This is a genomic window from Variovorax paradoxus, assembly GCF_000834655.1.
Lineage (GTDB): Bacteria > Pseudomonadota > Gammaproteobacteria > Burkholderiales > Burkholderiaceae_C > Variovorax > Variovorax paradoxus_F.
On sequence record NZ_JXQQ01000035.1, the window covers coordinates 1 to 21,416 of the forward strand.

Genomic DNA, 21,416 nt, shown 5'->3' on the forward strand with positions numbered 1-21,416 from the left:
ACCGATCGTGCCCACGTTCACGTGCGGCTTGGTGCGGGTGAATTTACCTTTTGCCATTTTTCGACTCCGAAAAAAACGATTTCAACGTATGCAGATGGATTGCAAACCTGCCGTTGCAACCCCCAGAAACTGGTGCCCTTTGCGGGAATCGGACCCGCGACCTCTCCCTTACCAAGGGAGTGCTCTACCACTGAGCCAAAAGGGCTTTTGTCTAACCAATCGCTTCCGGCGTCGAACCGGGTCTCTGGAGCGGGAGACGGGAATCGAACCCGCGTCATCAGCTTGGAAGGCTGGGGTTCTACCATTGAACTACTCCCGCATCGGGGGCACTTCAAGGCACCCAAAGCGCTAGATCCAATCGCTCTTAGAAACCAAATTCATCGCTGGTGGAGAGGGCTGGATTCGAACCAGCGTACTCGTAAGAGGGCAGATTTACAGTCTGCTGCCATTAACCACTCGGCCACCTCTCCGGCGAACCTCGAAATATAGCACGGTTTTGTGACTACACAGAACCCCCAGCACCAAGAAGAAGCGGGAAGAACTGCACGAGGCGTTGACCGCGGCGATTATCCGCGAATTCAGCCGCCTTCCTGATTCGCCTCCCGCCAGGCGCGTGCTTCGCGGAAATGTCCGCATCCGATGAACGGCACTGGCGGTCGCAGCGCGGAAAGCGGCGACGGATGATTCGACATCAGCACCTTGTGGCGCTTAACGTCGATCAACGCACGCTTACTCTGCGCATGCGATCCCCAGAGCATAAAAACAACAGGTTTTGCACCGTCTGATACATGCCGGATGACGGCATCGGTCAGTACTTCCCAGCCACGCCCCGAATGGCTCGCCGGCTGCGCTTCCTCGACGGTCAGACAGGTGTTGAGCAACAGCACGCCATGGGTTGCCCACTTCACCAGACTGCCGCCCGGATCGGGAAACTGCGGCGGCGGCATGCCGAGATCGCGCTGCAGTTCCTTGAAGATGTTGCGCAGCGACGGCGGCAGCGCCACGCCGGGTGCCACCGAGAAGGCAAGCCCCTCGGCCTGGCCGCGCCCGTGGTACGGGTCCTGCCCGAGGATGACCACACGCACGTCCTCGGGCGGTGTCAGCTCCAGCGCGCGCAACGGCTGGGGCGGAAAGATCACAGCGCCCGCATCGAGGCGCTCTCGCAGAAAACCCTGTAGCTTCGTCCCCACGACGCCTGCGAAGAATTCATCGACCAGTGGTTGCCAGCCCGGCGCCACCGACCAGTCGGCAGGATCGCTGCTCGACAGCTGATCCTCTGCGCTCATTGGAACAACGCAGCGAGGGCCTCGCCGGGTTCCTTGGCGCGCATGAACGCCTCGCCGACCAGGAAAGCGTTGACGCCCGCCGCGCGGAGCGTGGCAACGTCTTCGCGCGTGGTGATGCCCGATTCGGTCACCGGCAGCCGATCGGCAGGAAGCTTTGGCAACAGGTCGATCGTGGCCTGGATCGACACCTCGAAGTTGCGCAGGTTGCGGTTGTTGACGCCGATAAGCGGCGTATTGAGCTTCAGCGCGCGATCGAGTTCGGCGGCATCGTGCACCTCCACCAGCACCGCCATGCCGAGCCCGCGCGCAATGGCTTCGTAGTCCTTCATCTGCGCATCGTCCAGGCACGCGGCGATCAGCAGAATTGCATCGGCGCCCATCGCGCGCGACTCGTACACCTGGTACGCATCGACGATGAAATCCTTGCGCAGCACGGGCAGGTCGCACGAGGCGCGGGCCTGCTTGAGGTAGTCCACGCCGCCCTGGAAGAACTGCTTGTCCGTCAGCACCGAGAGGCACGCCGCGCTGACCGTGCCGTCGCCTTCGGCATAGCTCTGCGCGATATCGGCGGGAATGAAGTCTTCGCGCAGCACGCCCTTGCTCGGGCTGGCCTTCTTGACTTCGGCGATGACGGCAGCCTGGCCGGCTGCAATCTTGGCGCGCAAGGCGGCTTCGAAATCGCGCGTGAGCACGCGGCTTTCGGCGTCGAAGCGAACGGCTTCGAGCGGCGCGCGCTTCAGCGCCGCCGCCACCTCCTGGCGCTTGACGGCAACGATCTTGTCGAGGATGTCGGACATGGCTTGTGATGCTTTCTTTTTCTCTGATGCTCAGACGGTCGCCGAGGCCTTGACCAGTTCGGCGAGCTTGGCCTTCGCCGCGCCCGAGGCGATGGCTTCGCGCGAGCGTTCGACGCCCGCGGCCACCGAGTCGACGACATTGGCCGCGTACAGCGCCGCGCCGGCGTTCAGCAGCACGATGTCCAGCGCCGGGCCGGCCTGATTGTCGAGCACCCCCAGCAGCATCGCCTTCGATTGCTCGGGCGTTTCCACACGCAGCGCGCGGTTGCTCGACATCGCAAAGCCGAAGTCTTCGGGATGCAGTTCGTACTCGCGGATCTCGCCGTTCTTGAGCTCGCCCACCATCGTGGCGGCGCCCAGCGAGATTTCGTCCATGCCGTCGCGCCCGTAGACCACCAAGGCGTGCTCGGTGCCCAGCCGCTGCAGCGCGCGCACCTGGATGCCCACGAGGTCGGCATGGAACACGCCCATCAGGATGTTCGGCGCGCCCGCGGGGTTGGTGAGCGGCCCGAGGATGTTGAAGATGGTCTTGATGCCCAGTTCCTTGCGCACCGGCGCGACGTTCTTCATCGCCGGATGGTGGTTGGGCGCGAACATGAAGCCGATGCCGCATTCCTCGATGGAACGCGCGATCTGCTCAGGCTTCAGGTTGATGTTGACGCCCAGCGACTCCAGCACGTCGGCGCTGCCCGACTTGCTCGACACGCTGCGCCCGCCATGCTTGCTGACCTTCGCACCGCCCGCAGCCGCGACGAACATCGAGCAGGTCGAGATGTTGAAGGTGTGCGAGCCGTCGCCGCCGGTGCCCACGATGTCCACGAGGTTCGTGGTGTCCGTCACAGGCACCTTGGTCGAGACCTCGCGCATCACCTGCGCGGCGGCGGTGATTTCGCCGATGGTTTCCTTCTTCACGCGGAGGCCCGTGATCAGCGCGGCCATCATCACGGGCGAGCATTCGCCGCTCATGATGAGCCGCACGATGTGCAGCATCTCGTCGTGGAAGACCTCGCGGTGCTCGATGGTGCGCTGCAGCGCTTCCTGGGGAGTGATCATGGGAAGTCTCCTGGGTGTTTGTCTGTGGTCAATGGCCGGCACGAACGGCCGGTGCGTCGGTGAACGCGAGCTTGAAGCCGAAGCCGATGAAGAGAACGCCTGCCGCGCGGTCGAGCCAGTGCATGCCCTTCTGAACGGCGCCGCGGCGCGCCATCCATCCGGCGGCCACGGCCCAGCCCACGTTGACGGGAATGGCGTTGAGGTTGAACAGCACGCCCAGTAGCACGAAGTACAGCGCCTTGTCGTCGGCGCCGGGCGCGATGAATTGCGGCACGAAGGCCAGGAAGAACAGCGCCACCTTGGGGTTGAGCACGTTCGTCCAGAAGCCACCGAGGAAGATCGCCTTGAGGCTGCGTTCCCCGCTCACCGCGGCGGCGGCCTTGTCGAGATCGGTGGGCGGCGCCGCACGCGACAGCAGCATGCGCACACCGAGGTACAGCAGGTAGGCCGCGCCGATGTACTTGAGCACCGTGAAGGCCGCGGCGGACGTCGCCATCAGCGTACCGACGCCGACTGCCGCCGCGAAGATGTGGACGAAGCAGCCGGCGGTGATGCCGAGCCCCGCCACGATTCCTGCGCGCACGCCCGAGCGCAGCGAATTCGTCACGACGTAGAGCACGTCGGGCCCCGGCGTGAGGTTCAGCAGCCAGCCGGCGACGATGAAAGCGAGCAGATGGGGAAGATCAGGCATCGCGTCCTCGCCAGATTCAGGACTTGAAGAACGCGCGTATCGCGGCAACGGCGCGATCCACGCCCGCAACATCGACGTTCAGGTGCGTCACGAAGCGCAGGCGGTAGAGGCCCGTCGCGAGGATGCCCTGGCTGTTGAGGTTCGCGATCAGCTCCGAAGAACGCGCCTGCGCCGCGCCCGTGAGGTCGACGAACACGATGTTCGTGTCCGGCGTCTCGACCTTCAGGCCCTCGATGCCTTCGAGCCCCTGCGCGAGGCGCTGAGCCAGCGCGTGGTCGTCGGCAAGGCGATCGACGTGGTGATCGAGCGCATGCGACGCAGCCGCCGCGAGCAGGCCAGCCTGGCGCATGCCACCGCCCGCCATCTTGCGGATGCGGTGTGCCCGCGCAATGAACTCGCGCGAACCGACCAGCGCCGAGCCGATCGGGGCGCCCAGGCCCTTGCTGAAGCAGACCGACACGCTGTCGAAGCACTGCGCGATGCGGCGGGCTTCGGCGCGGATGTCGCTGCGCTTGTTCAGCGCGGCCTGCGCGGTCGCGGCATTGAAGAGGCGCGCGCCGTCGAGGTGCCGCTGCAGGCCCTTGCTCCTGGCCAGGTCCGTCGCAGCCTGCACGTACTCGAACGGCAGCAGCTTGCCGCCCAGCGTGTTCTCCAGCGCCAGCAGTTTCGTGCGCGCGAAGTGCGCGTCGTCGGGCTTGATCGACGCCTCGATCTGCGCAAGCGGCAACGTGCCATCGGGCGCGTGATCGAGCGGCTGGGGCTGCACGCTGCCGAACACCGCCGCGCCGCCGCCTTCCCAGCGGTAGCAGTGCGCCTGCTGGCCGACGATGTATTCGTCGCCGCGCCCGCAATGCGACAGGATCGCGCAGAGGTTGCTCTGCGTGCCGGTCGGCACGAACAGCGCCGCCTCGAAGCCCAGCAGCGCAGCGATCTTTTCCTGCAGCGCATTGACGCTCGGATCGGTGCCGAAGACGTCGTCGCCGAGCGGCGCAGCCATCATGGCCTCGCGCATCGCGGGCGTGGGTTGGGTGACGGTGTCGCTGCGCAGATCGACGATGAGAGTGCGTTCGGTCATGGGGTCAGTCCAGGAAGTTCTTGAGCATGGCGTGGCCATGTTCTGTGAGGATCGATTCGGGATGGAACTGCACGCCTTCGATGCGCACGTCATGCGCGTATCCGGTGTGCCGCACGCCCATGATCTCGCCATCGTCGGTCCAGGCGGTGACAGCGAGCTCCTTAGGACAGCTTTCGCGCTCGATCGAGAGCGAGTGGTAGCGGTTGACGATGAACTTCTCGGGCAGCCCCGCGAACACGCCTTCTTGCGTCGTCGTGATCTCGCTGGTCTTGCCGTGCATGAGCTGCTGCGCGCGAACGATCTTGCCGCCGAACGCAGCGCCGATGGCCTGGTGGCCGAGGCACACGCCAAGAATCGGCAGCTTGCCCGCGAACGCCTCGATGGCCGCCACCGACACGCCCGCTTCGGCAGGAGAACACGGCCCCGGCGACACCACGATCCGCGTCACGCCGGAGACGATCAGCTCGCCGATCTGCGCGACGGTGATCTCGTCGTTGCGGTGCACCTGCACATCAGCACCCAGCTCGCCGAAGTACTGGACGATGTTGTAGGTGAAGCTGTCGTAGTTGTCGATCATCAGCAGTTTCATGGCTTGCTCACAATCCGGTGCACGCCCTTCACCACGGGAAAGACGTTGAAGTTGATCAGGAGGCCCAGCTTCAGGCCCGAGAGGCGCAGCGCGGCGAGCACCTGCGCACGGTGCAGGTCGGTCAGCACGTCGACCGCCTTGAGCTCCACGATGACCGATTGCTCGATCACGAAGCCCGCGCGATACACCTCGCCGAGCGAGCGGCCCTTGTAGGTGGCGGACAGTGCCACATCGCGCGTGAAGCCGATCTCGCGCTCGGCCAGTTCGATGGCCAGCGCGGCGGCGTAGGCGCCCTCGTCGAGCCCCGTGCCGAGCACGCGCTGCACCTCGACGGCGGCGCCGATGATCTCGTGCGAGAAGTCGTTCTGAATATCGGGTGCAGAGTTCATCGTATTACCTTCGTGCTTCGCACTGCGGTGCGAGCTTGCTTGGGGCGGCCCGGCGCTGCGCTCATTCCAGGCCTTCCTCGACCAGTTCGGCCGCGCGCAGAAGTGCGCGCGCCTTGGCCTCTGTTTCTTTCCATTCCAGCTCGGGCACCGAGTCGGCGACAACGCCGGCCGCGGCCTGCACGTGCAGCATCTGGTCTTTCACGATGCCGGTGCGAATCGCAATGGCCACGTCCATGTCGCCGGCATAGCTGATGTAGCCGCAGGCGCCGCCGTAGAGGCCGCGCTTGGTGGGCTCCAGTTGGTCGATGAGCTCCATCGCATGCACCTTCGGCGCGCCGGTCAGCGTGCCGGCCGGAAAGGTGGCCTTGAGCACGTCGATGGCGGTCATGCCGTCTTTCAGCGTGCCTTCGACGTTGCTCACGATGTGCATCACGTGGCTGTAGCGCTCCACCGCGAAAGCTTCGGTCACCTTCACGGTGCCGGTCTTGGCGATGCGGCCGATGTCGTTGCGCGCGAGGTCGATCAGCATCACGTGCTCGGCGCGCTCCTTCGGGTCGTTGATGAGTTCTTCCTCGGCCGCCTTGTCCAACTCGAGCGAGGCGCCGCGCGGGCGCGTGCCGGCCAGCGGGCGGATGGTGATCTTCTGCTCGCCCTCGCCCGTGTTTTCCTGGCGCACCAGGATCTCGGGCGACGCGCCGACCACATGGAAATCGCCCAGGTCGTAGTAATACATGTAGGGCGAAGGGTTGAGCGACCGCAGTGCGCGGTACAGCGAGAGCGGCGACTCGGTGTAGCGCTTGCTGATGCGCTGGCCCACCTGCACCTGCATGAAGTCGCCGGCGGCGATCATGTCCTTGGCGCGCTCCACGGCCGCGATGTAGTCGGCCTTGGCAAAGCTGCGCTGCGGCGGATGCGCCTGCGTGGGCTTCACGATGGGTGCGCTCACCGAGTACTTGAGCTTTTCCTTCAGCTCGCGCAGGCGGCGCTTGCCGGTGGCATAGGCCTCGGGCTGCTTCGGATCGGCATAGACGATGAGATACAGCTTGCCCGAGAGGTTGTCGATGACGGCGAGCTCCTCGCACTGCAGCAGCAGGATGTCGGGGCAGCCCAGCGTGTCGGGCGGGCAGCTTTTTTCGAGCTTGCGCTCGATGTGGCGCACCGTGTCGTAGCCGAAGTAGCCGGCGAGGCCGCCGCAGAAACGCGGAAGCCCCGGCCGCAGCGCCACCTTGAAGCGCTTCTGGTAGTCGGCGATGAAGTCCAGCGGATTGCCGGCGGCGGTCTCGACGACCTGCCCGTCGGTCACCACCTCGGTCACCGCCTCGGCCCCGAAGCCGCTGGCGCGCAGCAATGTGCGTGCGGGCAGGCCGATGAAGCTGTAGCGCCCGAAGCGCTCGCCGCCCACGACCGATTCGAGCAGGAAGCTGTACTTGCCGCCGCCCTGCGAATGGGCGAGCTTGAGATAGAGGGAAAGGGGCGTCTCGAGGTCGGCAAAGGCCTCGGCCATCAGCGGAATGCGGTTGTAGCCCTGGGCGCTGAGGCTCTTGAATTCAAGTTCGGTGATCACGGATCGTTCTCCAATTGCCGGCCGACGCTCCTTCGGTCGGTGGCAAGGTCATTCACTGGTGGCCCGGAGTCGAGGAATCGATCCGGCGTCGCGGGCGCACGGCGTGCGCCGTGCAATCAAACAGTCAGCGAAGTATGGCTACGCCAGGGCCAGGCTCCCCGGCTGCCTTCACCTGTTTGAATGATGTGATGAACGAACATGGAAGCGCGAGTTTAGCCCACGAAAAACGCACTACTGCACGACAGGATGGGTTTCAGGGTTCCCCCGAAGGTCGAAACGTAAAACAAAAAGATACATTCGCACGACCGTTCGCAAATCCAAGGAGGCCCCCTTGCCCGCACTTTCCATCCCGACCGCGCTCTCGCGTCTCGCCCTGCTGGCCTGCCTGACGACGACGCTCGGCGCCTCCGCCGCGCAGGTCGATGTTGCGGGCGTCAAGCTCGAAGACCACCTGGACCTGCGCGGCACGCCTTTGCAGCTCAACGGCGCAGGCGTTCGCTTCAAGGCGATCTTCAAGGTCTACACGGCGGGCCTGTACGTCGGCAAGAAGGTCTCCACCCCCGAAGAGGCGCTGGCAGCCCCGGGCCCCAAGCGCGTGGCCATCACGATGCTGCGCGACATCGACGCCAACGAACTGGGCAAGCTCTTCACCAAGGGCGTGGAAGAGAACTCGCCCAAGAGCGAAATGGTCAACCTGATCCCCGGCCTGCTTCGCATGGGCCAGATGTTCGCGGACCAGAAGCAGCTCAAGACCGGCGACACCTTCACCATCGACTGGCTCCCGGGTACCGGCACGGTGATCACCGTTCGCGGGGTGCCGCAGCCCGATCCGGTGAAGGAGCCAGCCTTCTTCAACGCGCTCCTGCGCATCTGGCTCGGCCCGAGCCCGGCCGACTGGAAGCTGAAAGACGCGCTGCTCGGCAAGTCCTAGCCAGCGGCTAGAGCTCGGCCAGCGAATCCACGAACCCGTCCGCATCCACGCCGCGCACCGGCTCGCCGTGGTTGTAGCCGTAGGTCACCAGCACGACCGGGCAGCCGGCGGCGCGGGCAGCGCGGGCGTCGTTGCTCGAGTCGCCCACCATCAGCGTGCGCGCCGGCACGGTGCCGAGCGCCTCGCAGGTTTTCAAGAGCGGCAGCGGATCGGGCTTCTTGCGCTCGAAGGCATCGCCGCCGAACACCAGTTCGAAAAACCCATCCAGTCCCTTCGAGGCCAGCAACGGCCTGGCGAACGAGGTCGGCTTGTTGGTGAGGCATGCCAGCCGCAACCCGCGCGCGCGCAGCGCCTCCAGCCCCTCGAGGACGCCCGGGTACAGCGCCGAATACTGGCCGTTGATGGCGAGGTAGTGGTGCTGGTAGCGATCCCAGGCGCTGTCGAACAGCGCATGGGCCCTGGCCTGGATGCCCGCTTCATCGGCAGTGCCGGCAGGCTTCATCACATGCACCAGCGCCGAATGGATCAGGTGCTCGGAGCCCTTGCCCACCATCAGTTCGATGGCAGCAGGCGCAACGGGTGGCAGATCGAGATCGCGCAGCATCCGGTTCAGCGCCTCGCCGAAATCGCCGAGCGTGTCGACCATGGTGCCGTCGAGGTCGACGATGGCGGCGTCGAAGCGGGTGTGGTTGAAGTGGGTGGAAGAGTTCAAGACAAGCCAATGGAGAGAGTTGCGAATGGACGATGCCGTCCACGTCGATTTTCATACGCCACGCCCGCACACTGGAAAAGTGTTTCCCGCGCCCAAGCTTGGCGCCGTCCCGGATAGGCGATGCAATCGTTCGCATCGAACTACAACGGAGACACGCATGCACCGAACCCTCTTCACTCGACTGCAATCGGCCACGATGGCGGCCTTGCTCGGCCTGGTCGCCGTCACGTCTGCGCACGCGCAGGACCGATACCCCGCCAAGCCCATCCGGCTCGTGGTGCCCTTCCCCGCCGGCACCGCGCCCGACGTGATGGCGCGCTACTGGGGCGACCGGGTGAGCAAGCAGCTGCAGCAGCCGGTGATCGTGGAAAACCGGGCCGGCGCGTCCACCATCGTCGGCACGCAGGCGGCGGTCGCCTCGCCCGCGGATGGCTACACGCTGCTCTACACCGCCAGCGGCACGGTCACGATCAACCCCTTCGCCTACAAGAAGCTGCCCTACCAGCCGCAGGACCTGGTGCCGGTCACGCGCATGCTGTCGATCCCGCTGGTGGTTTCGGTGCCGACGCAGTCGCCCTACAAGACGCTGGCCGACCTCATCAAGGCGGCCAAGTCCACGCCCGGCCAGGTGAGCTATGCGTCGTACGGCATGGGCACCGTGCCCCACATGTCGATGGCCTACTTCGCCAACAGCGCGGGGCTGACGCTCAACCACATTCCCTATCGCGACGGCGGCCTGACCGACCTGATCGGCGGCCGGGTGGACGTCGCGTTCTCGCCCATCGCGGACGTGCTGCCCTACATCAAGGCCGGCAAGGTCCGGCCCCTGGCCGTTTCCAGCGCCCGCAGGCTCGACTCGCTGGCCCAGGTGCCGACCGTGGCGGAGAGCTTTCCCGGTTTCGAAGGCGACTCGTGGCACGGCGTCTTTGCGCTCAAGGGAACGCCGCAATCCGTGGTCGACCAGCTCGCCGCGGTGTCGCGCCGCATCGCGGAGTCGAACGAGTACCGGCAGTACTTGGGCGAGTTCGGCCTGGTTTCGGTAGGCGGCTCGCCGGCAGATTTTTCGCAGGTCATCGAAGCCGAATCCAGGCGCTGGTCCAAGGTGGTCAAGGACAACAACATCTCGCTGGAATAGAGCGCGGCGGTCCCGTGCGCGGCGGCTCCGCACATTCACACATTCACAATAGCGCCGCATGACCGCCTCGACGCCCGCCCCTGCTCCCGTTCCCACCTCCCGACCGATCCGCACCGCCGCCACGCTGGTGGTGCTGCGCGACGGCAGCGAAGGCCTCGAAGCCCTGATGCTGCGCCGGGCCGAGAAGGCCAATGACCAGAACAGCGGCGCCAGCGTCTTCCCGGGGGGCGTGCTCGATGCGCACGACCGCCACCTGCATCCGCTGTGCACGGGGCTGGACGATGCCGCGGCGAGCGTGCGCCTGGCGGTGCCCGAGGGCGGGCTCGACTTCTACGCGGCCGCGATCCGCGAATGCTTCGAGGAGGCGGGCCTGCTCTTCGCAAACGATGCGCGGAACCGCCCGGTCCAATTGATCGACCTGCCCCTGGGCGAACTCGCCACGATGCGCGATGCCGCCGAGCAGGGCACCGATGCGCTGCTCGCCATGTGCAGCCGGCACGGTTGGCGCCTGGCGGGCGACCGCGTCGTCTACTTCGGCCACTGGCTCACGCCGCCCGGCATGCCGCGCCGCTTCGACACCCGCTTCTTCGTTGCGCTGATGCCCGCGGGCCAGGAGGTGCGCCCCGACGGCCGCGAAACCGTCGAGCACATGTGGCTGCGCCCGGCCGACGCGCTGGACCCGGCGCGCGGCTTGAAGCTGATGAACGTGACGCGGCGCGTGCTGCAGCAGCTCGACGCGTTCAACCGCGCCGACGAATTCATGGCGCATGCGCGGCAGCTGCGCGAGATCCCGCTGAACATGCCGAGGCTCGCCGACGGCCCCGAGGGCCGTCGCGCGGTGAACATCGAGGAGCCCGCGTACGACGAGATCGGGCACCTCGATCCCGAGGGCCGTGGCGATGCGCGCTACGCGCTGGAGCCGGGCCTCGTCACGCGGCTGTCCGGCCGCGTGGTTCGCGTGGTGGGAAGCGCCAGCGACAACAGCTACCTCGTGGGCGGATCGGAAGGCTGGGCATCTATCGGCCCCGCGCCCCTGGACGACGCCCTTCGCGCTGCCGCGCCCGGCCCCGTGCGCTGGACCGTCCCGGCGCAATCCGACTGGCCCGGCGACATGCTCGACCTCGGCGGCGCCACGCTCCGGATGCTGAAGAGCGGCGAGGGCGCGCCGAGCCTCCTGCTGGTCGAAGAGCGCATGCTTTTCACGGGCCCCGACGTGGCGACCACCGGCACCAACGACGCCATCGAGTGGATCGCCCCCTCACGCGGCTTCATCCACCGCCCGCGCGCAGCGTCGCATGCGGATGCAGCGGATGTGCCAGCGTATCGGCGATGAGCCTGAGCGCCTGGTCGCACTGCTCCCGCGACATCGGCCCGCCCAGGCAGATGCGCACCGCATCCGGCGGATCGCCGTCGGTGGAGAACGCAGCGCTCGCCACCACGCCCACGTTCTGCGTGCGCAGGTACGAGGCGAACTCCACCGGACTCCATCCCGGCGTGAGCGGCAGCCAGGCATGGAAACCTTCCGGGTGCGCCTGCAGCCCGCTGTCGCCCAGGTGGCGCGTCGCGAGCAGCTGCCGCGCCACCGATTCGGCGCGCACAGCCTGCAGCATCGCCTCGGTGGTGCCGTCTTCCACCCACAGCGTCGTGAGCGCATTGGTGATCGGCGAGGCCATCACGGTGGTGGCGCGCATCGCGCCCGCGAGGCGCTGCGACTGCACCACCGTCGGTGAGCACACATACGCGCTGCGCAGCCCCGCGCCGAAGCATTTCGAGAACCCGCTCACGTAATAGGTGAGCGCCGGCGCGAAGGTGGCGATGGCGCTGGGCGTCTGGCGCGGCAGCATGCCGTAGGCGTCGTCCTCGATGATCGGAATGGCATAGCGCAGCGCCACGTCGGCGAGCGCCTCGCGCCGCGCGCGCGACACCGTGCCGGCGGTCGGGTTCAGCAGCGTCGGGTTGCAATAGAGCGCCTTGGGCTTGAGCGTCTTGCAGGCGTGCTCGAAGGCATCGGCGATCGGGCCGTCGTCGTCCAGCTGCAGCGCGTGCAACTGCACGCCCAGCTGGGCGGCAATGGCCTTGACGCCCGGGTAGGTGAGCGACTCCACGCAGATCAGCTCGCCGGGCCGCGCGAGCTGCGAGAACAGCGCGGTGAGCACGCCGTGGATGCCGGGGCACACGAGGATGCGGTCCACGCTTGCATGCGGCACGAAGGGGCGCAGCCACTGCATCGCCACCTCGCGGTCGTGCGCGGTGCCGCCGAAATCCTGGTAGCGCAGCAGGTCGTGGAAATCGATCTCGGCGAAGGCGCGGCTCGCGCTCTCGTGCAGCCGCGCCATCAGGTGTTCGTCGTCGGGCTCGGGCGGCATGTTCATCGTCATCTCGGCGCCGCTGCCGCCGCGCAGGCGCAGGCTCGGGCTCCCGGAGCGGATGAAGGTGCCGGTTCCCGCGCGCGAGTCGATGAGCCCGCGCTTGCGCGCCTCGGCGTAACCGCGCGCCACCGTCGTGTAGTTCAGGTCCAGGTCTGCCGCGAGCTCTCGCAGCGTGGGCAGGCGGTCGCGCACGCCCAGGCGCCCGGTCTTGATGTCGTCGGCGATGAGCTCGGCCAGCAGCAGGTAGGCGGGCCGGTCGCTGTTGCGCAGTTGCTTGCGCCAGTGGGCGGTGATGGTGGTCATCGTGCGGAGTTGATTGCATCCATTGATTGCATCGGGCCACCGATCAACATGCATGAATCGCGCCCGCCCCAGAGGAGCCGGATGCTTCGATCAGGTGCGATCAACCCCCTTGATCGGGTGCATTGATCGCATGCCGGATGCGTCGTCGCGGTGCAAAAACCGGTTGCCGGATCGCCGGCAACCCCGCCTTCGCGGGCACCCGAATTTTTTTATGCGCACGCGGGCCGCATCGCTGCGCATTGATCGCGCGTTGATCGCACCGGCCCGCCCGCACGCTGGCACATCGCCTGCAAAGGAAAAGGCACGCAAGACCTGCGTGTCCAACCACCCAACCGGAGTCCCCCATGCCCAAAGTCACCCGCCCCCGCAACGAGAAAGGCGAGTTCCTCGTCGATTACGAAGAGAAGGTGTTCGAAGACGTCAAGGCCGACCCTGGCGAGAAGGCGCTCGTCACCTTCCATACCGTGGCCTTCGAAGGCTCCATCGGCTTCGTGAACCTGCTGCAGGCCACGCGCCTGAAGCGCAAGGGCTACGACACCTCGGTGCTGCTCTACGGCCCCGGCGTGACGCTGGGCGTGCAGCGCGGCTTTCCCACGCTGGGCGACGAAGCCTTTCCGGGCCACCAGAACTTCAACAAGCAGATCAGCAAGTTCATGGAAGAAGGCGGCAAGGTGTATGCCTGCCGCTTCGCGCTGCAGGCGCTGTACGGCCATGGCGAAGGCGCGCTGATCGAGGGCATCACGCCGATCAACCCGCTCGACGTGCTCGACCTCATGCTGCTGCACAAGAAGGCCGGCGCAGTGATCCTCGACACCTGGACCCTGTAGACATGTCCACCCCCAGTCTTCGCGCACTTCGTGTCGCTTCGCCAACCCCCTCGCCGGGGGCAACACCGGCAGCCTGGCAAAGCCGGTTCTGCGGTGTTCCCCGGATTGGCTTCGCTTCGATTGCCGCTGCGGACGGGGGACGGCCATGAGCGCTTCACCCCGCATCGTGCGAGCCGCGGCGATCCAGATCGCGCCCGACTTCGAGCGCCCCGACGGCACGCTCGACCGGGTGTGCAGCGCCATCGACGAGGCCGCGGCCCGGGGCGCGCAGCTGGCGGTCTTTCCCGAGACCTTCGTGCCCTACTACCCCTACTTCAGCTTCGTGCTGCCGCCGGTGCTGCAGGGCGCGCCGCACCTGCAGCTGGTGGAGCGCGCGGTGGTCGTGCCGGGCCCGGTCACGCAGGCGGTGGCCGAGCGGGCGCGCGCCCGCAACATGGTGGTGGTGCTCGGCGTGAACGAGCGCGACCACGGCAGCCTCTACAACACGCAGCTGGTGTTCGACGCCGACGGCACGCTCGCGCTCAAGCGCCGCAAGATCACGCCCACTTATCACGAGCGCATGGTCTGGGGCATGGGCGACGGCGCGGGCCTGAAGGTGGTGGACACCGCCATCGGGCGCGTCGGCGCGCTCGCCTGCTGGGAGCACTACAACCCGCTCGCGCGCTATGCGCTGATGGCGCAGCACGAAGAAGTCCACTGCGCGCAGTTCCCCGGCTCGCTGGTCGGGCCGATCTTCGCGGAGCAGATGGAAGTGACCATCCGCCACCACGCGCTCGAATCGGGCTGCTTCGTGGTCAACGCCACCGGCTGGCTCACCGACGAGCAGATCCGCGCGGTCACGCCCGACGCCAACCTGCAGAAGGCGCTTCGCGGCGGCTGCCACACGGCCATCGTCTCGCCAGAGGGCAAGCACCTCGCGCCGCCCCTCACCGAGGGCGAAGGCATGGTCGTTGCCGACCTGGACATGGCGCTCATCGCCAAGCGCAAGCGAATGATGGATTCGGTCGGCCACTACGCGCGGCCCGAGCTGCTGTCGCTCGCCATCAACGACCGCCCGGCGCAGACCACCGTGCCGATGCACCTCACGCAACCTCTCGATCAACGGAGCCCCGACCATGACCACCACGATGACGCAGCAAGACAGCCGGCAGCTGATGACCGAGCTCCAGTCCTTCGGGTTGCGGCTGGTTGACCCATCGGCCGGAGTTTCGAGCCGCCGCGGCGGCGCCGGTCCGTCGGACCACAAGGCCGTCACGGTGGACGGCCACACGATCATGGTGCCGGTCCACACCTCCACCGCATGGCACTCGCCCTTCACTGCCGAGGCGCCCGACGCGCAGGGCATGAGCCGCGTGATGCGCGGCGCCATCCCCATCGCCAGCATCAGCTTTCCGAAGCAGCCGCGCTTCTATGCGATGCAGACCTTCGACGGCGTGCCTTACTCGCACATCGCCACGCTGCACGGCAGCGACGTACTCGCCACCACCGTGCTGCAGACCTGCATCCGCTACGAGAGCCGCAGGAAGACCTGCAAGTTCTGCGCGATCGGCCAGTCGCTCGCGGCCGGCCGCACCGTCGCGCGCAAGACGCCCGAGCAATTGGCCGAAGTCGCGCGCGCGGCGGTGCTGCTCGACGGCGTCAAGCACATGGTGATGACCACCGGCACGCCCAACGCCACCGACCGCGGCGCAGCCATCCTCTGCGAGAGCGCCTTCGCGATCAAGGCCGCGGTCGACATCCCGATCCAGGGCCAGTGCGAGCCGCCCGACGATGACCAGTGGTTCCACCGCATGAAAGCCGCGGGCATCGACACCCTCGGCATGCACCTCGAAGTGGTCACGCCCGAGGTGCGCGAGCGCCTCATGCCGGGCAAAGCGAGCGTGCCGGTCTCGCGCTACATGAGCGCGTTCGAGGCGGCGGTCGGTGTGTTCGGGCGCGGCCAGGTCAGCACTTACATCCTGGCGGGCCTGGGCGACACGCGCGAAGCGATCCTGGAGACCTGCGACCAGCTGCTCCTGCGCGGCGTGTACCCCTTCGTCGTGCCGTTCGTGCCGATCAGCGGCACGCCGCTCGAAGACCACCCCGCGCCCACGCCCGAGTTCATGAAGTCGCTGCTCGCGCCGCTGGGCGAACGCGTGGTGGCCGCGGGCCTGCGCTCGGCGGACATCAAGGCCGGCTGCGGCAAGTGCGGCGCGTGCTCGTCGCTTTCCATCTACGAAAAAGAAAGCGAAGGCTGAGCATGCTGTGCATCGACGACCTGAGCGAACTCGACCTGCACTACGCGCCCGTCGAATACCTCGTGCGCGAGGCCGCGCAGCAGTGGGAGCGCGACGAGGCGATGGCGCTGCGCCGCGCGGTGTTCTGCATCGAGCAGGGCATCTTCGCGCGCGACGACCGCGATGCGACCGACGACCGCTCGCAGCTGCTGGTGGCCATGTCGTGCAACGGCGGCATGCCCGAGCAGGTGGTGGGCACGGTGCGCATCCATCGCGGTGAAGCGCAGGGCGAATGGTGGGGTTCGCGCCTCGCGGTGCACCCGGCCTTCCGCAGCCAGGGGCATCTGGGCGTGACGCTGATCCGCCTGGCCGTCTCGCGCGCCAACGCACTGGGCTGCAAGGCCTTCTTCGCGCAGGTGCAGATGCAGAACGTGCCGCTCTTTCGCAAGATCGGCTGGCAACTGCTCCAAGAGATCACCTTGCATGGCCGTCCGCATGCGCGCATGCGGGCCGACCTCGACTGGTACCCGCCCTGCCACGACCCGGTGAGCGGCTTCGTCACCCGCGCGAAGGTGATGGCATGACCGGCGGCGTGCACGAGATCGCCGAAGCCCTGCGCGCCACGCGCGGCTTCGCCCACAAGCGCGACATCAGCGATGTGGTTTCCGCACTCGGCCGGTCGCTGCCCGGCGGCCACGCCGCGCTCGCGCAGGCGGTGCCCATCGGCGACGACTGCGCCGCCATTCCCGATGGCCACGGCGGCTACCTCTTGTTCGCCATCGAGGGGCTGGTCGAAGACTTCATCGTGCGCATGCCGTGGTTCGCGGGCTACTGCGGCGTGATGGTCAACGTGAGCGACATCTACGCCATGGGCGGGCGTCCGACGGCCGTCGTCGATGCGCTCTGGAGCACCGGCATGAACCCGGCCGACGACGTGCTGCGCGGGCTTGCCGAAGCGGCCGTGCGCTATGGCGTGCCCATCGTCGGCGGGCACAGCAACAACCGCAGCGAGCGGCCGCAGCTGGCGGTCGCGATCCTCGGCCACGCGCGCAAGCTGCTCACCAGCTTCGACGCGAAGCCGGGCGACCTGCTGGTGATGGCGGCCGACCTGCGCGGTGCCTACGAGGAGCCCTTTCCGTACTGGAACGCATCGACCACTGCGCCGGCCGCGCGGCTGCGCGCCGACCTCGACGTGCTGCCCGCGCTCGCCGAAGAAGGCCTGTGCTGCGCGGCCAAGGACATCAGCATGGCGGGCGCGGTGGGCACGGCGATGATGCTGCTGGAGTGCTCGGGCGTCGGCGCCCGCATCGATCTCGATGCGCTGCCCCGGCCCGACGGCGTGCCGCTGCCGCGCTGGCTCACGTCCTTTCCGAGCTACGGCTTCGTGCTCAGCGTGTCGCCTTCGCAGGTCGCGCCGGTGCTCGGCCGCTTCGCCGCGCGCGACATCGCCTGCGCGGTGGTGGGTGAAGTCGACGCGACGCGGCAGGTCCGGCTGCGGGCGGGCGGCGACGAGGCCCTGCTGTGGGACTTCGGCAGCGACGCGTTCATCCAGCCGCACACCTTGGCAGAGCGCGCGGAGGCCGCGTATGTCTGAGTTCGATCGGCCCTTGCGCATCGGCCTGCTCACGCATTCGGTCAACCCGCGCGGCGGCGTGGTGCACACGCTCGAACTCGCCACCGCGCTGCACGCGGCGGGCCACGCAGTGACGGTGATGGCGCCCGCCGCAGCGGGACAGGCGATGTTCCGCACGCCGCCTTGCAGAGTCGAGCTGGCGCTCGTGAACGACAAGCCGCGCGACACCGTCGGCATGGTGCGTTCGCGCATCGGCGCCTTCGTCGGCCATCTGCATGCCCTGCTGCAACGCGAGACCTTCGACGTGCTGCACACGCAGGACTCCATCGGCGGCAATGCGCTCGCACAGTTGCAGGACGAAGGGCGCATCGGCGGCTTCGTGCGCACCGTGCACCACCTCGATACGTTCGACGATCCGCAACTCACGCGCTGGCAGCAGAACGCCTTCGAGCGCGCGAGCCTCGTGTTGAGCGCGAGCCGGCTGTGGTGCGATCACCTGCGAAGCGACTACGGCATCGAAGCGCACGAGATCGACAACGGTGTCGATACGCAACGCTTCTCTCCGGTTGCGCAGGCGGGCGATGCGGCAGTCGGGCAGCGCCTGGGCATCGCCACCGGCGCACCCGTGGTGCTGGCCATCGGCGGCGTCGAGGAGCGCAAGAACACCGCGCGCCTCCTGGCCGGCTTTGCACTGCTGCGCGCCAGGCATCCGCGCGCGCAACTCGTGATCGCGGGTGGCGCGAGCCTGCTCGACCATGCCGCCTACACCGAAGCCTTTCGTGCGCAAATGCAGGCGCTCGGCTTCGACGAGGGCCCGTGGCAGCCGCTGCGCGTGACCGGCCCGCTGCCCGATGCCGACATCGCCGCGCTCTACCGCCTGGCCGACGTGGTCGCGATGCCCTCGCTGCGTGAAGGCTTCGGCCTCGTGGTGCTCGAAGGGCTTGCCAGCGGCGTGCCGGTGGTCGCCTCGCGCATCGCGCCGTTCACCGAGCATCTGGCCGAGACGGACGTGAGCTGGGCCGATCCGCAAGACCCGGCATCCATTGCCGGCGCGCTGGATCACGCAATTGCAACGCGCGATGCGCAGCGCATCGCCGCCTCGTCGGCACGCCTTTCGCAGCGCTTCAGTTGGGCCGCGAGCGCCGCGCGCCACGTCGCCCTCTACCGCGCGCACCTGAAAGAGAAACACCCATGCCCGTGATGCACTTCCATGTGCGCTGGCCCGACGCCAGCGAAACGCGCTGCTACTCGCCCTCGCTCGTGGTGCAAGACTTCCTCGCGCCCGGCGAACGCTACGCGCTCGACGACTTTCTTCAGCGGACCCGCGACGCGCTGGGCATCGCCTCCGAACGCGTGCGCGCGAGGTACGGCTTCGCCTGCTCGCAGGCCATGGACCAGCTCGCCGAGATCGAGCGCATCGCCACCCGGTTCACCGGCACCGCCGATGCGCAAGTCACCGTCGTCGCCTTCGACTGACGCCCCCTACATCCAGAGAGAAAGAAGACCCCCATGTCCTATCCCTACGGCGGACGCAGCCACTACAGCGTCGTCATCGTCGGCGGCGGCCAGGCCGGCCTGTCGCTGAGCCATTGCCTGCAGCAGCGCGGCATCGACCACCTGGTGATCGAGAAACGCAGCCTCGTGCACAGCTGGCGCACCCAGCGCTGGGATTCGTTCTGCCTGGTCACGCCCAACTGGCAATGCCAGCTGCCGGGCTGGAGCTACCTCGGCGCCGATCCGCACGGCTTCATGGTCAAGGACCAGATCAACGACTGGCTCGCCGGCTTCGTCGCGCACGTGAAGGCGCCGGCCATCGAGGGCGTCACCGTGGAGCGCGTGTCGCGCGTCCCCGGCACCGGCGAGCGCGATCGCTTCATCGTGCAGACCGACGCCGGCCTCTACACCGCCGACCAGGTGGTGGTGGCCTCGGGCGGCTACCACCGGCCGATCGTGCCGCGCCTGGCCGAGAAGCTGCCGGCCACCGTCGCGCAGTACCACTCGGCGCAGTACCGCAACCCGGCGCAACTGCCCGAGGGCGCGGTGCTGGTGGTGGGCTGCGGCCAGTCGGGCGCGCAGATCGCCGAAGACCTGCACCTGGCGGGCCGCAAGGTCCACCTGGCCACCGGCAACGCGCCGCGCTGCGCTCGCTTCTACCGCGGCCGCGAGGTGGTCGACTGGCTCGCCGACATGAAGTACTACGACATGCCCGTCACCGAGCACCCGCTGCGCGAAGGCGTGCGCGACAACACCAACCACTACGTGACCGGCCGCGATGGCGGACGCGACATCGACCTGCGCCGTTTCGCGCGCGAAGGCATGGAGCTCTACGGCCTCCTGAGCGGCTTTGACGGCGGCAGCTTCGAGCTGCAGCCCAACCTGCGCGAGAACCTGGACAGCGCCGACGACACCTACAACCGCATCAATGCATCGATCGACAGGTTCATCGCATCCCAGGGCATCGAGGCGCCGCCGCCCTCGGTCTACACGCCCGTGTGGGAGCCGGCCGAGGAACGCACCCGGCTCGACCTCGCGGCGGCGGGCATCACGAGCGTGGTCTGGTGCATCGGCTTCTCGCCCGACTTCGCCTGGGTGGACGCACCGGTCTTCAACGGCCGCGGCGCGCCTGTGCACCGGCGCGGGGTGACGAACGAACCGGGCCTGTACTTCCTCGGCCTGCCCTGGCTGCACACCTGGGGATCGGGCCGCTTCTCGGGCGTGGCGCGCGATGCGGAGTTTCTGGCCGAAGCGATCGAAGAGAGAAAGGCGGGGCTGCGCGCAAGCGAGCCGGAGGCACCATCGGCGCCCGCACTGCGGGCAGCCTAGACGCCTCGCTCAGGGCAGCCGTTGACGGCGGTGCACCCAGTGCGTGCCCGAGTGCGCAAGGCATCGGGTGCTCCCCGCAGCGAAATCAAGGAGGGGGCCGCAGGCCGGGGGACATTCGCGGAGGGGAGTACCCGGTGCCCTGTGCACCCGCCCACCGACAAATCTCTTCAGGCCTGCTGCGCCTCGGTCAGCGCCTGCGCAGCCACAACAGCCTCGGTCCGGTTGCGCACATTCAGCGCCCGGAAGATGGCGGCCAGGTGGATCTTGACCGTGCCCTCGCTGATCCCCAGGCTGCGCCCGATCAGCTTGTTGGGCTTGCCCTGCGAGAGCAACTGCAGCACCTCGACCTGCCGCTCGGTCAGCACGCTGCGCAGGTGCTCCAGCGTCTGGCCGGTGCCGCCACCGCGGGTGAGCGCCTCGGTACCTCCCGCCTGCGGAGCCACGCCGGCCACGATGCCTGGCGGCAGCGCCGTCAGCATCATCGGCGGCACGTACACCCCGCCCGCCAGCACCAGGCGCACGGCCGAGAGCATGACATCGGGTGAGTAAGCTTTTGGAATGAACCCAAGAACGCCGCGCTCCAGGGCGCTGCGCATGATGGCCGGGTCTTCGTAGCCCGACAGCACGATCACCGGCACGGCCGGATGCCGGCGCCGGATTTCGTCGATGTGCGCCTGGCCGTCCGCGCCGGGCATGTTGAGGTCGATCAGGGCCAGGTCGAGGTCGTCGTTCGCCCCTGCAAGCAATTCGTCGACGCTCATCGCCAGGACGAATTCGATGCCGGGCTCGAGCTCCGACAACTTGGCTTTGACCGCCTCGATGACGAGCCGGTGGTCGTCGGCGATCAGGATTTTCATGGCTTGGTTTCCGTAGTCGCAGCTGCGCTGAAGGCAGCGATTGCTGAAGATAACGGCGATTGCCCCGCACAGCAAGGCCGCCCGGCCCCACCAACGGCATAGACCCCAAGCGATATGGCGCCCGCCGGGACCCCTTTGGAAGAATGAACTTCCACTCGAAGGAACCGGGGACATGGGCATGGGCCATCGCTGCAGACGCCGGTGCAAGGCATCCTTCGCAATGCAC

22 protein-coding genes and 3 tRNA genes are annotated in these 21,416 nt (G+C 67.5%); 11 read left to right on the forward strand and 14 right to left on the reverse strand.

Annotated elements, in window-relative coordinates:
- Positions 1–130: 130 nt before the first annotated feature.
- The 11 genes from RT97_RS16340 to trpE form a co-directional block, all read right to left on the reverse strand.
- A tRNA-Thr gene (locus RT97_RS16340) sits at positions 131–205 on the reverse strand.
- Positions 206–245: 40 nt separating this feature from the next.
- Positions 246–319, reverse strand: a tRNA-Gly gene (locus tag RT97_RS16345).
- A gap of 65 nt (positions 320–384) precedes the next feature.
- Positions 385–470: transfer RNA gene (locus RT97_RS16350), tRNA-Tyr, on the reverse strand.
- Between the two features lie 108 nt (positions 471–578).
- Positions 579–1,286, reverse strand: coding sequence for a uracil-DNA glycosylase (locus RT97_RS16355; RefSeq protein WP_042579852.1), 708 nt, complete (start codon positions 1,284–1,286; stop codon positions 579–581).
- A complete protein-coding gene (gene trpC / locus RT97_RS16360; RefSeq protein ID WP_042579853.1) occupies positions 1,283–2,083 on the reverse strand; it encodes an indole-3-glycerol phosphate synthase TrpC in 801 nt (266 codons plus the stop codon). The genes RT97_RS16355 and trpC overlap by 4 nt, the downstream gene beginning before the upstream one ends.
- 30 nt (positions 2,084–2,113) lie before the next feature.
- A complete protein-coding gene (trpD, locus tag RT97_RS16365; protein ID WP_042579854.1) occupies positions 2,114–3,136 on the reverse strand; it encodes an anthranilate phosphoribosyltransferase in 1,023 nt (340 codons plus the stop codon).
- Between the two features lie 28 nt (positions 3,137–3,164).
- The gene (locus RT97_RS16370; RefSeq protein WP_042579855.1) at positions 3,165–3,827 is read right to left on the reverse strand and encodes a LysE family translocator; all 663 of its coding nucleotides are present in this window, start codon (positions 3,825–3,827) and stop codon (positions 3,165–3,167) included.
- Positions 3,828–3,843: 16 nt separating this feature from the next.
- Positions 3,844–4,902, reverse strand: coding sequence for a low-specificity L-threonine aldolase (ltaE, locus tag RT97_RS16375; RefSeq protein WP_042579856.1), 1,059 nt, complete (start codon positions 4,900–4,902; stop codon positions 3,844–3,846).
- 4 nt (positions 4,903–4,906) lie between these two features.
- Positions 4,907–5,491 carry an anthranilate synthase component II gene (locus RT97_RS16380; protein WP_042579857.1) on the reverse strand — a complete coding sequence of 195 codons (585 nt, stop codon included), beginning with the start codon at positions 5,489–5,491 and terminating at the stop codon, positions 4,907–4,909.
- Entirely contained in the window at positions 5,488–5,880 is a 393-nt protein-coding gene (locus RT97_RS16385) for a GxxExxY protein (protein WP_042579858.1), read from the reverse strand. Before RT97_RS16385 ends, RT97_RS16380 begins: the two co-directional genes overlap by 4 nt.
- Positions 5,881–5,941: 61 nt before the next feature.
- Positions 5,942–7,444 (reverse strand): anthranilate synthase component I, encoded by a 1,503-nt coding sequence (gene trpE / locus RT97_RS16390; RefSeq protein WP_042579859.1) that lies wholly within the window; start codon positions 7,442–7,444, stop codon positions 5,942–5,944.
- Positions 7,445–7,775: 331 nt separating this feature from the next.
- On the opposite strand from trpE, the gene RT97_RS16395 reads away from it, so the two are divergent.
- The gene (locus RT97_RS16395; RefSeq protein WP_052810678.1) at positions 7,776–8,375 is read left to right on the forward strand and encodes a chalcone isomerase family protein; all 600 of its coding nucleotides are present in this window, start codon (positions 7,776–7,778) and stop codon (positions 8,373–8,375) included.
- Positions 8,376–8,382: 7 nt separating this feature from the next.
- Here RT97_RS16395 and gph read toward each other — a convergent pair whose 3' ends face one another.
- On the reverse strand, positions 8,383–9,087 hold the full coding sequence (gph, locus tag RT97_RS16400) for a phosphoglycolate phosphatase (RefSeq protein WP_042579860.1): 705 nt from the start codon (positions 9,085–9,087) through the stop codon (positions 8,383–8,385).
- Between the two features lie 157 nt (positions 9,088–9,244).
- On the opposite strand from gph, the gene RT97_RS16405 reads away from it, so the two are divergent.
- Positions 9,245–10,222 carry a Bug family tripartite tricarboxylate transporter substrate binding protein gene (locus RT97_RS16405; protein ID WP_042579861.1) on the forward strand — a complete coding sequence of 326 codons (978 nt, stop codon included), beginning with the start codon at positions 9,245–9,247 and terminating at the stop codon, positions 10,220–10,222.
- Positions 10,223–10,280: 58 nt separating this feature from the next.
- Positions 10,281–11,555 (forward strand): NUDIX hydrolase, encoded by a 1,275-nt coding sequence (locus tag RT97_RS16410; protein WP_042579862.1) that lies wholly within the window; start codon positions 10,281–10,283, stop codon positions 11,553–11,555.
- Here RT97_RS16410 and RT97_RS16415 read toward each other — a convergent pair.
- A complete protein-coding gene (locus RT97_RS16415; RefSeq protein ID WP_042579863.1) occupies positions 11,491–12,894 on the reverse strand; it encodes a PLP-dependent aminotransferase family protein in 1,404 nt (467 codons plus the stop codon). The genes RT97_RS16410 and RT97_RS16415 overlap by 65 nt on opposite strands.
- Before the next feature lie 344 nt (positions 12,895–13,238).
- On the opposite strand from RT97_RS16415, the gene RT97_RS16420 reads away from it, so the two are divergent.
- The 8 genes from RT97_RS16420 (at position 13,239) to RT97_RS16455 (ending at position 20,333) form a co-directional block, all read left to right on the forward strand.
- On the forward strand, positions 13,239–13,721 hold the full coding sequence (locus RT97_RS16420; protein WP_042579864.1) for an MSMEG_0572/Sll0783 family nitrogen starvation response protein: 483 nt from the start codon (positions 13,239–13,241) through the stop codon (positions 13,719–13,721).
- A 145-nt stretch (positions 13,722–13,866) separates the two neighbouring features.
- Complete coding sequence (locus RT97_RS16425; protein ID WP_042579865.1) at positions 13,867–14,913, forward strand: Nit6803 family nitrilase; 1,047 nt, start codon at positions 13,867–13,869, stop codon at positions 14,911–14,913.
- Positions 14,876–15,958 (forward strand): MSMEG_0568 family radical SAM protein, encoded by a 1,083-nt coding sequence (locus tag RT97_RS16430; protein ID WP_042579894.1) that lies wholly within the window; start codon positions 14,876–14,878, stop codon positions 15,956–15,958. Before RT97_RS16425 ends, RT97_RS16430 begins: the two co-directional genes overlap by 38 nt.
- A 2-nt stretch (positions 15,959–15,960) precedes the next feature.
- Complete coding sequence (locus RT97_RS16435; protein WP_042579866.1) at positions 15,961–16,521, forward strand: MSMEG_0567/Sll0786 family nitrogen starvation N-acetyltransferase; 561 nt, start codon at positions 15,961–15,963, stop codon at positions 16,519–16,521.
- On the forward strand, positions 16,518–17,531 hold the full coding sequence (locus tag RT97_RS16440; protein WP_042579867.1) for a sll0787 family AIR synthase-like protein: 1,014 nt from the start codon (positions 16,518–16,520) through the stop codon (positions 17,529–17,531). The genes RT97_RS16435 and RT97_RS16440 overlap by 4 nt, the downstream gene beginning before the upstream one ends.
- Complete coding sequence (locus tag RT97_RS16445; RefSeq protein WP_042579868.1) at positions 17,524–18,711, forward strand: MSMEG_0565 family glycosyltransferase; 1,188 nt, start codon at positions 17,524–17,526, stop codon at positions 18,709–18,711. The genes RT97_RS16440 and RT97_RS16445 overlap by 8 nt, the downstream gene beginning before the upstream one ends.
- Positions 18,702–18,986: an MSMEG_0570 family nitrogen starvation response protein gene (locus RT97_RS16450; RefSeq protein WP_042579869.1), complete on the forward strand. Its 285-nt coding sequence runs from the start codon at positions 18,702–18,704 to the stop codon at positions 18,984–18,986. The genes RT97_RS16445 and RT97_RS16450 overlap by 10 nt, the downstream gene beginning before the upstream one ends.
- 33 nt (positions 18,987–19,019) lie before the next feature.
- On the forward strand, positions 19,020–20,333 hold the full coding sequence (locus RT97_RS16455; protein ID WP_042579870.1) for an MSMEG_0569 family flavin-dependent oxidoreductase: 1,314 nt from the start codon (positions 19,020–19,022) through the stop codon (positions 20,331–20,333).
- Between the two features lie 167 nt (positions 20,334–20,500).
- Here the strand turns inward: RT97_RS16455 and RT97_RS16460 are convergent, their stop codons facing one another.
- The gene (locus RT97_RS16460) at positions 20,501–21,190 is read right to left on the reverse strand and encodes a response regulator transcription factor (RefSeq protein WP_042579871.1); all 690 of its coding nucleotides are present in this window, start codon (positions 21,188–21,190) and stop codon (positions 20,501–20,503) included.
- Between the last annotated feature and the right edge of the window lie 226 nt (positions 21,191–21,416).

What these genes read in the sequence shown, in the direction of transcription:
- RT97_RS16370 (WP_042579855.1), bottom strand. Translation starts at nt 3,827, where the DNA reads ATGCCTGATCTTCCCCATCTGCTCGCTTTCATCGTCGCCGGCTGGCTG.
- RT97_RS16460 (WP_042579871.1), bottom strand. Translation starts at nt 21,190, where the DNA reads ATGAAAATCCTGATCGCCGACGACCACCGGCTCGTCATCGAGGCGGTC.
- RT97_RS16355 (WP_042579852.1), bottom strand. Translation starts at nt 1,286, where the DNA reads ATGAGCGCAGAGGATCAGCTGTCGAGCAGCGATCCTGCCGACTGGTCG.
- RT97_RS16385 (WP_042579858.1), bottom strand. Translation starts at nt 5,880, where the DNA reads ATGAACTCTGCACCCGATATTCAGAACGACTTCTCGCACGAGATCATC.
- trpD (WP_042579854.1), bottom strand. Translation starts at nt 3,136, where the DNA reads ATGATCACTCCCCAGGAAGCGCTGCAGCGCACCATCGAGCACCGCGAG.
- RT97_RS16405 (WP_042579861.1), top strand. Translation starts at nt 9,245, where the DNA reads ATGCACCGAACCCTCTTCACTCGACTGCAATCGGCCACGATGGCGGCC.
- ltaE (WP_042579856.1), bottom strand. Translation starts at nt 4,902, where the DNA reads ATGACCGAACGCACTCTCATCGTCGATCTGCGCAGCGACACCGTCACC.
- RT97_RS16455 (WP_042579870.1), top strand. Translation starts at nt 19,020, where the DNA reads ATGTCCTATCCCTACGGCGGACGCAGCCACTACAGCGTCGTCATCGTC.
- RT97_RS16425 (WP_042579865.1), top strand. Translation starts at nt 13,867, where the DNA reads ATGAGCGCTTCACCCCGCATCGTGCGAGCCGCGGCGATCCAGATCGCG.
- trpC (WP_042579853.1), bottom strand. Translation starts at nt 2,083, where the DNA reads ATGTCCGACATCCTCGACAAGATCGTTGCCGTCAAGCGCCAGGAGGTG.
- RT97_RS16430 (WP_042579894.1), top strand. Translation starts at nt 14,876, where the DNA reads ATGACCGAGCTCCAGTCCTTCGGGTTGCGGCTGGTTGACCCATCGGCC.
- RT97_RS16410 (WP_042579862.1), top strand. Translation starts at nt 10,281, where the DNA reads ATGACCGCCTCGACGCCCGCCCCTGCTCCCGTTCCCACCTCCCGACCG.
- RT97_RS16440 (WP_042579867.1), top strand. Translation starts at nt 16,518, where the DNA reads ATGACCGGCGGCGTGCACGAGATCGCCGAAGCCCTGCGCGCCACGCGC.
- RT97_RS16445 (WP_042579868.1), top strand. Translation starts at nt 17,524, where the DNA reads ATGTCTGAGTTCGATCGGCCCTTGCGCATCGGCCTGCTCACGCATTCG.
- RT97_RS16380 (WP_042579857.1), bottom strand. Translation starts at nt 5,491, where the DNA reads ATGAAACTGCTGATGATCGACAACTACGACAGCTTCACCTACAACATC.
- RT97_RS16435 (WP_042579866.1), top strand. Translation starts at nt 15,961, where the DNA reads ATGCTGTGCATCGACGACCTGAGCGAACTCGACCTGCACTACGCGCCC.
- RT97_RS16450 (WP_042579869.1), top strand. Translation starts at nt 18,702, where the DNA reads ATGCCCGTGATGCACTTCCATGTGCGCTGGCCCGACGCCAGCGAAACG.
- RT97_RS16420 (WP_042579864.1), top strand. Translation starts at nt 13,239, where the DNA reads ATGCCCAAAGTCACCCGCCCCCGCAACGAGAAAGGCGAGTTCCTCGTC.
- RT97_RS16415 (WP_042579863.1), bottom strand. Translation starts at nt 12,894, where the DNA reads ATGACCACCATCACCGCCCACTGGCGCAAGCAACTGCGCAACAGCGAC.